Raw genomic sequence first — 13,205 nt, forward strand, 5'->3', positions numbered from 1 at the left:
ATCACATGTAGGAGCTGCCGAAGGCTGCGATCTTTTGATCTTAAGCAGGCGCCGCTGCAACCTCTGGCTCAACCACGCCAACCAACCCATCCTTCATCCGCTGGGCATCGCGCACGAAACACCGCGAAGCCAGTACCAGAAACACCATGGTGAAAAACAGCGCCACCGGGATCAGGTACATCGCATCATGCAGGCCGACGGCCTTGAACGCTTCGGTCATCTGTTCGGCACCCGCCGCGAGCATCGCCGTATGGGCGAAATGGTCGGACAACGCGCCGACAACCACCGGCCCCAACCCACCACCCAACAGGTACAGCCCGGCGAAGAACAGCGCCATGGCCGTAGCCCGCAGGCGCGGCTCGACCACGTCCTGAATCGCCGTGTACACGCAGGTATAGAAGTTGTAGGCGAACAACCAGCCCAGGCTGAACACCGCGACAAACACGCCGATCTCGATGCGACCGGAGTGCAGCGCCCACGCCGTGCACACGGTGGAGATGATCAGACTGAACGCCGCAAACAGCAGACGGCCATTGGCGACACGCTGGTGGATCTTGTCTGCGATCCAGCCACCCAAAGTCAGGCCGACCAACCCGGTCACGCCGACGATAATCCCGGTCGCCACCGCCGCTTCCTGCAACGGCATCAGGAAATAACGTTGCAGCATCGGCACCAGGAACGAGTTGCAGGCATAGGTAGCGAAGTTGAAGCACAACCCGGCCATTACCAGCCACAAGAAGGTCGGCACTGCCAGAACACGGCGAATGGGCCGGTCCACGCGCTCTTGCGAGACTTGCACGCTTTCAGCGGCGCCGCGTTTCGGTTCCTTGATGAAAAACATGAAGACCGCGAGGATCAGCCCCGGCACCGCGGCAATAAAAAACGGTGCGCGCCAGCTGTCGAACGCCTTGACCATCGCACCGATGGTGAAGAAGGCCAGCAACAGCCCCAGCGGCAGCCCGAGCATGAAAATGCCCATGGCCCGCGCCCGGCGATGGGCCGGGAACAGGTCGCCGATCAGCGAGTTGGCGGCCGGCGCGTAGCTGGCTTCACCGATGCCGATGCCCATGCGCACGATCAGGAAACTCCAGAAACTGCCGACCATGCCGTTGACCGCGGTCAATCCGCTCCACGCCGCCAGCCCCCAACCCATCAGTTTGGCGCGCGAGCCCGTGTCAGCCATCCGCCCCAGGGGCAGGCCGGCAATGGCATAGACGATGGTGAAGGCAGTGCCGATGATCCCCAGTTGAAAGTCGCTGAGGTGCCATTCCATGCGGATCGGTTCGATGATGATGGCCGGGATGGTGCGGTCAAAAAAGTTGAACAGGTTGGCCAGGAACAGCAGGAACAGAATGCGCCAGGCATTCGCCGCTTGGGTCGAGTTCTGCATGGGTCCGTCTCTTTATTGTTATGAGGGGGCTTCGCTGCTCCCGGAATCTGCAATCTAGTCAGGCCGGTGAACGCTGTCTGTAATTATTCGTAAAGCTGATACCGGCTCATGGAGCCCGGCGCGGCCCATGCAACATTTTATTTCCAAACGCTCTAACGCCCATTCCAAAATGGTAGAGACCAATTTGCCACTACCGCTTGCGTTCCCCCCGTGGCCTCTATACTTCAAGACGTTCGCTGGCGCTCCTTTGCGCCGGTCAGGGAAACAACGATGGGGCGTGCTATGGAGTGGCTTGGTCTGCATTTCCTCACCGAGCTGCCAGAGAGTGGGCAGGTCGTGCTCAACTGCATACATGACCCTTTTCTGGTGCTGCTGGCTTTTCTGGTCGCCTGTGCTGGCAGCTTTGCCACACTGGACATGGCCGAGCGCGTCGCGCATGCGGAAAAACCCGCCTCCCGCAGGCTTTGGCGCTGGGTCGGTGCCGGATGTCTGGCCGGCGGAATCTGGGCCATGCACTTCATCGGCATGCTGGCATTGCAGGCGCCCATCAACGTGCACTACCAACTGCCCATCACGCTGATTTCCCTGTTGATCGCCCTGCTCGCATCGTGGCTGGCAATGCATACGCTCAGCCGCCCCGTCTTGAGTTTCTGGCAATGCCTCAAGGCTTCGGTCTTGATCGGCCTGGGCATTGCCACCATGCATTACGTCGGCATGTCCGCCCTGCGCTCGCAGGCGACGGCCTATTACCATCCTGGCTTGTTCACCCTGTCTATCGTAATCGCGATCGGCGCCAGCCTGGCCGCATTGCTGCTGGCGACCTACCTGCGCAACGGCACCGGCATGTTCCATCAGTTGCTCAAGTACAGCGCCAGCCTGGTGCTCGGGGCCGGCATCATCAGTATGCATTTCACCGGCATGGCCGCCTTCAATCTGGTGCTGCCCACCGGCAGCCTCCTGACCCAGCCCGGGGAAAACAATCACCTGCAACTGGGCCTGACGGTGGCCGTCATGACGCTGCTGATCATCGGCAGCAGCATCAGCGCAGCGCTGGCGGACAAGAAACTGCAACACAAGGAACATGACCTGCAGCGGGTCAATTCACTGCTCAGCCAACTGGATCAGGCGCGCATGTCCCTGCAACAGGTGGCGCACTACGATCCGCTGACCAACTTGATCAACCGCCGTGGGTTCAACCAGCTCTTCGCCGAGAAGCTCAGCGAGAAAACCCACGATGGCGGCATGCTCGCCGTGCTGTTCCTCGACATCGACCATTTCAAACGCATCAACGACAGCCTCGGTCATGATGCCGGCGACGAATTGCTCAAGGTGCTCGCCGGCCATATCAAAGGCTCGGTGCGCAGCCACGACGATGTGGTGGCGCGCTTCGGCGGCGACGAGTTCTGCATGCTCATCGACCTGCACGATCGCGAAGAAGCGCGACACATGGCCCAGCGGATCATGCAAAAAATGAAAGAGCCGATCGAGCTGGCCGGGCGGCGCATGGTCATGACCACCAGCATCGGTATCAGTCTGTTTCCCGAAGACGGCAAGACCTGTGATGAGCTGCTGAAAAATGCCGACCTGGCGCTGTATCAGTCCAAGGGCAGCGGTCGCAACGGCCTGAATTTCTTCAGCGCCAACCTCAAGGCCCGTGCCACGCTGGAACTGCAACTGGAAGAAGAACTGCGCCACGCCCTGCGCGAAGACGCCGGCCTGATGCTCTATTACCAACCGATCTACGACCTGAAAACCGGCCAGGTCAGCAAACTTGAGGCATTGATTCGCTGGCAACACCCGGTTCACGGCTTCCTCGCCCCGGACCGTTTCATCTCTATCGCCGAGGCCAACGGCCTGATCATCGAACTGGACAACTGGGTATTACGCAAGGCTTGTGAGGATCTGGGCGAGTTATCGCGTCAGGGTTGCGAAGAGTTGAAAATCGCCGTGAACTGCTCGCCCCTGAGCCTGGCCCGCGAAGAACTGGCGGGGCAAATCGAGCAGGCATTGCGCAGCGCCGGGGTAGCGCCGCAGCGATTGGAGCTGGAGGTCACCGAAAATGCGCTGATGGGCAACATCGCCGACACGCTGGAGCTGCTGCGACAGATTCGCGCCTTGGGCGTGTCGCTGTCGATCGATGATTTCGGCACCGGTTACTCGTCCTTGGCCTACCTCAAGCGCTTACCGCTCAACACATTGAAAATCGACCGTTCGTTTATTCAGGACATTCCCAGGTCGACCCAGGACATGGAAATCGTCCAGGCAATTATCGCCATGGCCCACACCCTGCACCTGGATGTGGTCACCGAGGGCGTCGAAACCTTCGAGCAATACCAGTTTCTCGAAAGCCACGGCTGTGACTTTGTCCAGGGCTACCTGCTCAGTCGCCCGGTGCCACTAACCGAACTGCATCCGGTACTGAACGAAATCAACCAGCGCCAGCGCTCTTATACCGTCACGACGTTGAGTCTGGTTCACGGTACATCCGCACTAATGTAGACGGGTCTTTTTCCAGATTTCCCTGCCCACCATGCAACCGCATCAGCTGTGCCGCCAGGCCACTGACCGGTGTTGCCGAGCCTTGCTCGCGGGAAAACTTCACTGCTGTGTCCAGATCCTTGAGCAAGGTGCGAACATGCCATTTCACCGGTTCAAAACGGCTTTCGGCCATTTGCGGGGCGAGGATCTGCAAGGGTTTTGAATCGGCAAAACCTCCGGCCAGCGCCTCGGCGATCAGGCTCGCATCGACCCCGGATCGCTCCGCCAGCGCCACCACTTCGGCAATCACCAATGCGTTGCAGGCCACGATCATCTGATTGCAGGCCTTGGTCACCTGCCCGGCTCCGACCGCCCCCATGTGTGTCACGCGCTGACCCAGACTCAGCAGTACCGGTTTGACGCGTTCAAGATCCGACGCTTCACCACCGACCATGATCGCCAGGCTACCGGCCTCGGCGCCGACCACGCCGCCAGACACCGGCGCATCCAGCCAGCTCATGCCGGTTTTGCTCGCGAGGGTTGCCGCCATTTCCCGGGTCGCGGTGGGTTCCAGGCTGGAAAAATCCACCAGCACCTGGCCGCTTTTCGCTCCCTCTGCAACGCCGTTCGCGCCAAACACCACGTCGTGCACCACCGAAGTGTCGGCCAGGCACAACATCACCACGTCGGCGTGCTGGCACAACTCGGCTGGAGTGGCGACCTGACGCGCGCCGGCCTCGACCAGTGGCGCACATTTGGCGGGATTGCGGTTCCATACCGTCAGCGGATAACCCGCGGCCAGCAAACGCCGGCACATTGGCAGTCCCATCAATCCGATCCCGGCAAACCCCAACGAAGGTAGCGTTGACATCATTTGGCCTCCTTTTTGATTAAAGATCGGCGAATCTTGGCCGATTTATCATGACTTAGGAAAGGATTCCCCCGAGCGACGCTCAGGCCATGGCTCTGACGCTTGGGCCAAATACGCGCTGATAAAAGACGCGAGTTCTCATTCCGTGACGGTTCGACGACAGCGTGTCGCCCGACCAACCAGCCCAGGTACATGGCGAACAATGACTTCTAAAAATACCCCGGCCACTGCGATTTCCGATCTGACGCTGAGCCCAGCGGCGAACAGCCCCGCACCGTCGAAGCCATTGACGCCGTCGCGCCCGCTGGCGACCCAGCAATATTTGTACTTCACCGAAACCAACACCGACCGCATCCTCGATAACCTCGACGGCCTGCGCGACATGGTGTTCCCGCGCGCGCCCCACCTGGAAGGCGACAGTGAACAGCACAGCGATCAGGAATTCCCGTCGGTGTGCCTGATCGGCCTGGGCCGCTGCGGTTCGAACATTGCGCTGGATGTCGCGGAGCTGGTGTACAACGCCCGCAAGTTCTACCTCAACGAATTCAACAACGAAGACCGCCTGTCGCCGGACAAACGCTACGCCGAAAAGGGCTACAGCCCGGCAAAGTGGATTCGCAACAGCCTGCGCCTGATTCCGAACAAGGCGACCAAACCGGTGTTCCTGGTGGAGCCGTTGGTCATGCTCGGCGACCTGGACAAAGACATCGCCGGTCGCATCCGTTTCTCGCGCAAGGGCGAAAAAAGCGGCTTCCTGCGCGACTACAGCAAAATGAAAATCATGGACTTGTCGGAAGTCCACGCCGGTGGTGCCGGTAACGCGCCGATCCTCGGCCAGTACCTGGCCAAGATCATCCTGAACAAGGACACCCAGCGTTTCTCCAGCCCCGACTGGAAGATGATTCACTCGTACCTGATCGACAGCTGCGGCATCAAGGCCAACCAGTCGCGCCTGTACTTCTCGATCTTCAGTGCCGGCGGCGGTACCGGTTCGGGTATGGCTTCCGAATTCGGCCTGGCCCAACAGCACTCGTACATGAACAAGACGTTCGACACCAAGCCGATGGACGAGCACGACGGCAAGAGCGGTCATTCGTTCGTCTTCGAGCCGATCTTCACCAGCGGCATCTGCGTCCTGCCGAACATTTCCGATCACCGCAGCGAAATGTCCGAAGCGCTGCACATCAACGCCGGTCGCCTGTTGTGCAAATACCTGTCGGAGGAATGGGACTTCTCCTACAACTTCGCCAATGAAGACAGCAGCGAAGCCAGCGTCATGGGCCGCATCCGCCCATGGAACGCCATGATGCTGATCTCCAACGACATCATGCGTTATGCCGAAGAAAATGATGACGGCAACATCCAGAACATTGATGTCAATGCGATGGAAAAGCACGCCAACCAGTACATCTCGCAGCAGATCTTCAACATTCTGACGGCGCAAGCGGTCACGACTGATTACGACCAGAACTATTTCCGCCGTGCCGGCATCGACATCGGCGAAACCATTCGCCTGGACGCCAACGACCTGTTCATGAGTCTGGCGGGGCCGGTGGCGATTGCCTACGCCGAATCCGTGGTGCCGGAAACACCGCCGCCGAGCAGCGACAAATTCAAGGTGTTCGAGAAAGAGCCACAGCGCCTGAACATCGACGACTTGTTCTTCCGTTCGATCGACCTGCCGCACTTCAACAAAGTCACCCAGGCCATCGAAGGCATCAGCCTGCTGCCGATCGAATCCAAGCGCTACCGCGCGTCGCTGGAGCAGTACAAGAATTCGGGTTATGACGCCGCCGCCCTGCACGACCTGCACTTCTTCAAGAACTGCTCGTCGGTGGTGTCGATCGTCTCGCTGCCGAAGGATTACAAGCTGTCCTACATGGACCTGAACCGGCTCAAGACTCATCTCAACAGCCTGTTCCCCAACACCACGCTCAAGCGCTACGCGCTGGTGATCGGCGCCTCGGCCAACCTGTCGCTGACCACCCTGATCGCCAAGAGCCCATGCCTGTCCGACGATTTCCTGACGCTGATCGTGGCGTTCATCAAACGTTGCTTCGCGAAAAACCCGTACCGCTTCGACGAGACGCTGGACAACTCGATCCTGGACTTCATCATCAATGAACACTTTGACGAAGACCTGATCGACGACCTGCTCAATGAGTTCGAGAACCCGGCGAAGATCCTCGATACCAACTGGTACGCGATCAAACCGATGTACGAGAAGAAGTACCGCGAACTGATCAACGACAAGGACAAGTTCGTCTCGATCAACGACATCCGCCTGTCGCGCGATTGCGTGAAGAAAGCGATCAAGTACCTGCGCGAGATCTATCGTCATCGCATTGGCAAGACCAAGGTTATTTCGTTGAATAACCATACGGGCAAGACGTTTTCGGTCTGATCCAGAACCGAGTTGCCCCAATCGCTGGCAAGCCAGCTCCCACAGGTTCGTGGTGTACGCTCCGGACATTGTGGGAGCTGGCTTGCCAGCGATGAGGCCCTGAAATTCACTGAAAATTTCAGTCATACCAACATCCAGAAACAATTAAGCAGCCCTCAGGCTGCTCGCTCAACTGTTCCCGTTACGTTTACGTCACCGTGAGGCTGTGGCCTTTCTCTACGGCAACGTGCCATCACGCTACTCGGCTACACACTTTTACCGGATAGCAGCGCGCACCAAACAGGTGCGCACATTCATGCCTCCGCTCTTTCCTGGATCATAATCCACGGCGAAACGACCACTGCCCACAACTCTGGATCACGTTCGAAAAGATCCAGCGCCCGCGTTTCAGACAGCTTCGCGACCTTGTCTTCGGCCAGCCAGGCAGCCACTTTCTCGCCTTCATCAGTCGCTACAGCCTCAGCCGCCGCGATCAAATCCAGGCTTGGGTCGACCCACAATAGGGCACCCTTGGCGAAGAACGGCTCCAACTCCTTCCAGGTAATAGATGCGGTTTCACCAAGCAGCTTGGCATAGAGGGTGCTAGGTTCTTCAGTCATGGGTCCGGTCCGGAAAAGAAATCGACGCAATGATAACGTCGGTGGTCCGGCAGAAAAACCCAGATGCAATTTGCATCACTGAACGAAAAGCGCAGGAAAGCCAAGGAATGCACGGAATCTGGCTATAAGCCCGTCAAACCCCCGCCGCAATTCTGTCTTTTTCTTTCAAAAAGGCGACACCCCCAAGTTTTGCCCCCTGGCGCCAGCTTCCCAGGCTGACAATCGGCGCTCTACACTGTACCGGTACAGTTGCCGAGGGGCATTTCCGGGGGATGTCGTAGATATCTGACCCGGTTCTATCGCCTACGGCGCCAGGACTATAAAAACTACAACAGTAAGAGTGGAGCACTATGACTAAGGCTACTAAGCAGATTTCCAAACTGTTTGCCGCTATGGTTCTGGCCGGGGTTGCCAGCCATTCGTTCGCAGCTGACACCATCAAGATCGGCATCGCCGGCCCTAAAACCGGTCCTGTAGCCCAATACGGCGACATGCAGTTCAGCGGCGCCAAAATGGCCATCGAACAGATCAACGCCAAAGGCGGCGTAGACGGCAAGAAACTCGAAGCCGTTGAATACGATGACGCCTGTGATCCAAAACAAGCGGTAGCGGTAGCGAACAAGGTCGTCAACGACGGCGTCAAGTTCGTGGTCGGCCACCTGTGCTCCAGCTCCACTCAACCGGCTTCGGACATCTACGAAGACGAAGGCGTGATCATGATCACCCCGGCTGCCACCAGCCCGGACATCACCGCCCGTGGTTACAAAATGGTGTTCCGCACCATCGGTCTGGACAGCGCCCAGGGCCCTGCCGCCGGTAACTACATCGCCGACTTCGTAAAACCGAAGATCGTTGCTGTTCTGCACGACAAACAGCAATACGGTGAAGGCATCGCTACCGCCGTTAAAACCACTCTTGAGAAGAAAGGCACCAAGGTTGCCGTGTTCGAAGGCATCAACGCCGGCGACAAAGACTTCTCCTCGATCATCGCCAAGCTCAAGCAAGCCAACGTCGACTTCGTCTACTACGGCGGCTACCACCCGGAGCTGGGTCTGATCCTGCGTCAATCCGCGGAAAAAGGCCTGAAAGCCAAGTTCATGGGTCCGGAAGGCGTGGGTAACGACTCCATTTCGCAGATCGCCAAGGACGCTTCCGAAGGCCTGCTGGTGACCCTGCCGAAATCCTTCGACCAGGATCCTGCCAACATTGCCCTGGCTGACGCGTTCAAGGCCAAGAAAGAAGACCCGAGCGGTCCGTTCGTATTCCCGGCCTACTCGGCTGTGGAAGTGATCGCCGACGGCATCAAGGCTGCCAAGTCTGAAGACACCGCCAAAGTGGCTGCTGCCATCCACGCCGGCACCTTCAAAACCCCTACCGGCGACCTGAGCTTCGACGAGAAAGGCGATCTGAAGGACTTCAAATTTGTGGTTTACGAGTGGCACTTCGGCAAACCAAAAACTGAAGCCAAGCCTCAGTAAGGCCTTGCCTGACTGACTGCCAATAAAGCCCACGGCGTGCCGTGGGCTTTGTTTTACGAACGTACCTGGGCCGCGCTGGCGTGATCCGCTAGTCTCCCCACCTGAAAATCTCAAAACCGTCATCAGCGGTTCGCTGGCAAACCCCGAATTCGAAGTGGATGCAGATCCACGGGGCTCGGGCGGGAAAATGACTCCACCAGTGAAATGCGTATCAGGTTTTTAGGAGCGCTGTAATGCCTGACATCTATCACTTCTTCCAACAGCTGGTTAATGGCCTGACCATTGGCAGCACGTATGCCCTGATCGCCATCGGCTATACGATGGTTTACGGCATCATTGGAATGATCAACTTCGCCCACGGCGAGGTGTACATGATCGGTTCCTACGTGGCGTTCATCGCCATCGCCGGGCTGGCCATGCTGGGACTCGACAGTGTTCCGCTGTTGATGACCGCCGCTTTCCTGGCGACCATTGTCGTCACCAGTGCCTACGGCTACAGCATCGAACGGATCGCCTACCGCCCCTTGCGCGGCAGCAACCGTCTGATCCCGCTGATTTCCGCCATCGGCATGTCGATCTTCCTGCAGAACACGGTTCTGCTGGCGCAAGACTCCAAGGACAAATCCATCCCCAACCTGATTCCGGGCAACTTTGCCTTCGGGCCAGGTGGCGCACATGAAGTGCTGATTTCCTACATGCAAATCGTGGTGTTCGTGGTGACCCTGGTCGCCATGCTCGGCCTGACGCTGTTCATCTCCCGCTCTCGCCTGGGTCGCGCCTGCCGCGCCTGCGCCGAAGACATCAAGATGGCCAACCTGCTGGGTATCAACACCAACAACATCATCGCCCTGACCTTCGTCATCGGTGCCGCGCTGGCGGCCATCGCGGCCGTGCTGCTGAGCATGCAATACGGCGTGATCAACCCGAACGCCGGTTTCCTGGTCGGCCTCAAGGCCTTCACCGCAGCAGTACTGGGCGGTATCGGCAGTATTCCGGGCGCCATGCTCGGCGGTCTGGTACTGGGTGTGGCAGAAGCCTTCGGTGCCGATATCTTCGGCGACCAGTACAAGGACGTCGTGGCCTTCGGTCTCCTGGTTTTGGTGTTGTTGTTCCGGCCAACCGGCCTGCTGGGCCGTCCGGAGGTTGAGAAAGTATGACTAGGAATCTTAAACAGGCGCTGTTCAGCGCCTTGCTGGTGTGGGCCGTTGCCTACCCGGTACTGGGTCTGAAGCTGACCATCGTCGGCATCAACCTCGAAGTTCATGGCACCAGCAACGCTACCCTGATCACCATCGCCGTCTGTTCGGTGCTGATGTTCCTGCGCGTATTGTTCGACCAGCAGATCAGCTCGGCCTGGCGCTCCTCGCCAAGCATGCCGCTGATTCCGGCCAAGGCCAGCAATTTCCTGACCCTGCCGACCACGCAACGCTGGATCATCATTGCGCTGATCGCCGGCGCGCTGGTCTGGCCGTTCTTCGGCTCCCGTGGCGCGGTGGACATTGCGACGCTGGTCCTGATCTACGTGATGCTGGGCCTGGGCCTGAACATCGTGGTCGGCCTCGCCGGCTTGCTCGACCTCGGTTACGTCGGCTTCTACGCCGTAGGCGCCTACAGCTACGCGCTGCTGTCACACTACTACGGCCTGAGCTTCTGGATCTGCCTGCCGATCGCCGGCCTGATGGCGGCCACTTTCGGCTTCCTGCTGGGCTTCCCGGTGTTGCGTCTGCGCGGTGACTACCTGGCGATCGTGACCTTGGGCTTCGGCGAGATCATCCGTTTGTTCCTGCGGAACCTGACCGGTCTCACCGGTGGTCCGAACGGCATCAGCAACATCGAGAAACCAACATTCTTCGGCCTGACGTTCGAACGCAAAGCTGCCGAAGGCATGCAGACGTTCCATGAGTACTTTGGCCTGGAATACAACTCGATCAACAAGGTGATCTTCCTTTACCTGGTTGCGCTGTTGCTGGCTCTCGGTGCACTTTTCGTCATCAATCGCCTGCTGCGCATGCCTCTGGGTCGTGCCTGGGAAGCGTTGCGTGAAGACGAAATCGCCTGCCGTGCACTGGGTCTCAACCCGACCATCATCAAACTGTCGGCCTTCACCCTGGGCGCGAGCTTCGCCGGTTTCGCCGGCAGCTTCTTCGCGGCCCGTCAGGGTCTGGTGACGCCGGAGTCCTTCACCTTCATCGAGTCGGCGATCATCCTCGCCATCGTGGTGCTGGGTGGCATGGGCTCGCAGCTGGGCGTGATCCTCGCTGCCGTGGTGATGATCCTGCTGCCGGAAATGATGCGTGAGTTCAGTGAGTACCGCATGTTGATGTTCGGTGCCTTGATGGTACTGATGATGATCTGGCGCCCTCAGGGTCTGCTGCCCATGCAACGTCCTCACATGGAGCTGCGCAAATGAGCCGCGAGATCCTTAAAGTAGAAAACCTGAGCATGCGCTTCGGCGGCTTGCTGGCGGTCAACGGCGTGGCCTTGAGCGTCAAAGAGAAACAAGTGGTTGCCCTGATCGGCCCCAACGGCGCCGGCAAGACCACCGTATTCAACTGCCTGACCGGTTTCTACAAGCCGAGCGGCGGCAGCATCCTGCTCGACGGCGAGGCGATTGAAGGCCTGCCGGGCCACAAGATCGCCCTCAAAGGCGTGGTGCGTACGTTCCAGAACGTGCGGTTGTTCAAGGACATGACCGCGGTCGAGAACCTGTTGATCGCCCAGCACCGTCACCTGAATACCAACTTCCTGTCCGGCCTGTTCAAGACCCCGGCGTTCCGCAAAAGCGAGCGCGAGGCCATGGACTTCGCCGAGTTCTGGCTGGAAAAGGTCAACCTGAAAGAGTTCGCCAACCGCCCGGCCGGCACCCTGGCCTACGGTCAGCAACGTCGTCTGGAAATCGCTCGCTGCATGATGACCCGCCCGCGGATCCTCATGCTCGACGAACCGGCCGCCGGCCTGAACCCGAAGGAAACCGAAGACCTGAAAGCGCTGATCAGCATGTTGCGTGAAGAGCACAACGTGACCGTGCTGCTGATCGAACACGACATGAAACTGGTCATGAGCATTTCCGACCACATCGTCGTGATCAACCAGGGCACGCCTCTGGCCGACGGTACGCCGGAACAGATCCGCGACAATCCTGAAGTGATCAAAGCCTACCTGGGGGAAGCGTAAATGCTGCAGTTCGAAAACGTTTCCACCTTCTACGGCAAGATCCAGGCCCTGCACAGCGTCAACGTCGAAGTCCGCCAGGGCGAGATCGTGACCCTGATCGGCGCCAACGGTGCCGGCAAGTCCACGCTACTGATGACCCTGTGCGGTTCGCCGCGCGCCCACAGCGGCAGCATCCGCTATATGGGTGAGGAACTGGTGGGTCAGGACTCTTCGCAGATCATGCGCAAGAGCATCGCCGTGGTGCCGGAAGGTCGTCGGGTGTTTTCCCGGCTGACCGTGGAAGAGAACCTGTCCATGGGCGGATTCTTCACGGCGAAAGGCGACTATCAGGAACAGATGGACAAGGTCCTCGGACTTTTCCCACGCCTGAAAGAACGCTTCAGCCAGCGCGGCGGCACCATGTCCGGTGGCGAACAGCAAATGCTTGCGATCGGCCGTGCGCTGATGAGCAAACCCAAGCTGCTGCTGCTAGACGAGCCTTCGTTGGGTCTGGCGCCGATCATCATCCAGCAGATCTTCGATATCATCGAACAGCTGCGCAAGGACGGTGTGACGGTGTTCCTGGTCGAGCAGAACGCTAACCAGGCACTGAAAATCGCTGACCGTGCCTACGTTCTGGAGAACGGCCGGGTAGTGATGACAGGCACCGGCGAAGCGCTGCTGACCGATCCGAAAGTGCGCGATGCGTACCTCGGCGGCTAAGCCTTTGCGGTAAACAAAAAAACGGCCTTCGGGCCGTTTTTTATGCCTGCGAATAAGATCGGTGTAGGAGCTGCCGCAGGCTGCGATCTTTTTACTTTGATCTTTCTTG

Annotated in this window: 10 protein-coding genes; 7 read left to right on the top strand and 3 right to left on the bottom strand. The window is 58.9% G+C overall.

Translation table 11 applies throughout. The features are described from left to right. Positions 1-40: 40 nt before the first annotated feature. Complete coding sequence (locus ACW9JC_RS13100) at positions 41-1,390, bottom strand: spinster family MFS transporter (RefSeq protein ID WP_457455265.1); 1,350 nt, start codon at positions 1,388-1,390, stop codon at positions 41-43. Between the two features lie 282 nt (positions 1,391-1,672). On the opposite strand from ACW9JC_RS13100, the gene ACW9JC_RS13105 reads away from it, so the two are divergent. Further along, complete coding sequence (locus ACW9JC_RS13105) at positions 1,673-3,889, top strand: putative bifunctional diguanylate cyclase/phosphodiesterase (protein ID WP_457455279.1); 2,217 nt, start codon at positions 1,673-1,675, stop codon at positions 3,887-3,889. On the opposite strand, the gene ACW9JC_RS13110 is transcribed toward ACW9JC_RS13105, so the two are convergent. Further along, complete coding sequence (locus ACW9JC_RS13110) at positions 3,846-4,742, bottom strand: NAD(P)-dependent oxidoreductase (RefSeq protein WP_457455266.1); 897 nt, start codon at positions 4,740-4,742, stop codon at positions 3,846-3,848. The genes ACW9JC_RS13105 and ACW9JC_RS13110 overlap by 44 nt on opposite strands. A 199-nt stretch (positions 4,743-4,941) precedes the next feature. On the opposite strand from ACW9JC_RS13110, the gene ACW9JC_RS13115 reads away from it, so the two are divergent. Then, on the top strand, positions 4,942-7,143 hold the full coding sequence (locus ACW9JC_RS13115) for a hypothetical protein (protein WP_338585128.1): 2,202 nt from the start codon (positions 4,942-4,944) through the stop codon (positions 7,141-7,143). 293 nt (positions 7,144-7,436) lie between these two features. Here the strand turns inward: ACW9JC_RS13115 and ACW9JC_RS13120 are convergent, their stop codons facing one another. Beyond that, positions 7,437-7,742, bottom strand: coding sequence for a DUF2288 domain-containing protein (locus tag ACW9JC_RS13120; RefSeq protein ID WP_448106624.1), 306 nt, complete (start codon positions 7,740-7,742; stop codon positions 7,437-7,439). 350 nt (positions 7,743-8,092) lie between these two features. On the opposite strand from ACW9JC_RS13120, the gene ACW9JC_RS13125 reads away from it, so the two are divergent. The 5 genes from ACW9JC_RS13125 to ACW9JC_RS13145 all read left to right on the top strand — a co-directional run bounded on the left by ACW9JC_RS13125 (position 8,093) and on the right by ACW9JC_RS13145 (position 13,096). After that, the gene (locus ACW9JC_RS13125; protein ID WP_338585126.1) at positions 8,093-9,220 is read left to right on the top strand and encodes a branched-chain amino acid ABC transporter substrate-binding protein; all 1,128 of its coding nucleotides are present in this window, start codon (positions 8,093-8,095) and stop codon (positions 9,218-9,220) included. Positions 9,221-9,453: 233 nt separating this feature from the next. Beyond that, positions 9,454-10,377, top strand: coding sequence for a high-affinity branched-chain amino acid ABC transporter permease LivH (gene livH / locus ACW9JC_RS13130; protein WP_007947264.1), 924 nt, complete (start codon positions 9,454-9,456; stop codon positions 10,375-10,377). Continuing rightward, positions 10,374-11,630, top strand: a complete 1,257-nt coding sequence (locus tag ACW9JC_RS13135; RefSeq protein WP_338585125.1) for a high-affinity branched-chain amino acid ABC transporter permease LivM — start codon at positions 10,374-10,376, stop codon at positions 11,628-11,630. The genes livH and ACW9JC_RS13135 overlap by 4 nt, the downstream gene beginning before the upstream one ends. Continuing rightward, positions 11,627-12,394 (top strand): high-affinity branched-chain amino acid ABC transporter ATP-binding protein LivG, encoded by a 768-nt coding sequence (gene livG / locus ACW9JC_RS13140; RefSeq protein ID WP_338585124.1) that lies wholly within the window; start codon positions 11,627-11,629, stop codon positions 12,392-12,394. Before ACW9JC_RS13135 ends, livG begins: the two co-directional genes overlap by 4 nt. After that, entirely contained in the window at positions 12,395-13,096 is a 702-nt protein-coding gene (locus ACW9JC_RS13145; protein ID WP_020798122.1) for an ABC transporter ATP-binding protein, read from the top strand. The last annotated feature ends 109 nt before the right edge of the window (positions 13,097-13,205 follow it).

The sequence above is a fragment of the Pseudomonas sp. SDO5591_S426 genome, from assembly GCF_054070755.1.

Coding starts and splice junctions, on each gene's coding strand:
- livH (WP_007947264.1), top strand. CDS start 9,454: ATGCCTGACATCTATCACTTCTTCCAACAGCTGGTTAATGGCCTGACC.
- ACW9JC_RS13100 (WP_457455265.1), bottom strand. CDS start 1,390: ATGCAGAACTCGACCCAAGCGGCGAATGCCTGGCGCATTCTGTTCCTG.
- ACW9JC_RS13135 (WP_338585125.1), top strand. CDS start 10,374: ATGACTAGGAATCTTAAACAGGCGCTGTTCAGCGCCTTGCTGGTGTGG.
- ACW9JC_RS13115 (WP_338585128.1), top strand. CDS start 4,942: ATGACTTCTAAAAATACCCCGGCCACTGCGATTTCCGATCTGACGCTG.
- ACW9JC_RS13110 (WP_457455266.1), bottom strand. CDS start 4,742: ATGATGTCAACGCTACCTTCGTTGGGGTTTGCCGGGATCGGATTGATG.
- ACW9JC_RS13120 (WP_448106624.1), bottom strand. CDS start 7,742: ATGACTGAAGAACCTAGCACCCTCTATGCCAAGCTGCTTGGTGAAACC.
- ACW9JC_RS13105 (WP_457455279.1), top strand. CDS start 1,673: ATGGAGTGGCTTGGTCTGCATTTCCTCACCGAGCTGCCAGAGAGTGGG.
- livG (WP_338585124.1), top strand. CDS start 11,627: ATGAGCCGCGAGATCCTTAAAGTAGAAAACCTGAGCATGCGCTTCGGC.
- ACW9JC_RS13145 (WP_020798122.1), top strand. CDS start 12,395: ATGCTGCAGTTCGAAAACGTTTCCACCTTCTACGGCAAGATCCAGGCC.
- ACW9JC_RS13125 (WP_338585126.1), top strand. CDS start 8,093: ATGACTAAGGCTACTAAGCAGATTTCCAAACTGTTTGCCGCTATGGTT.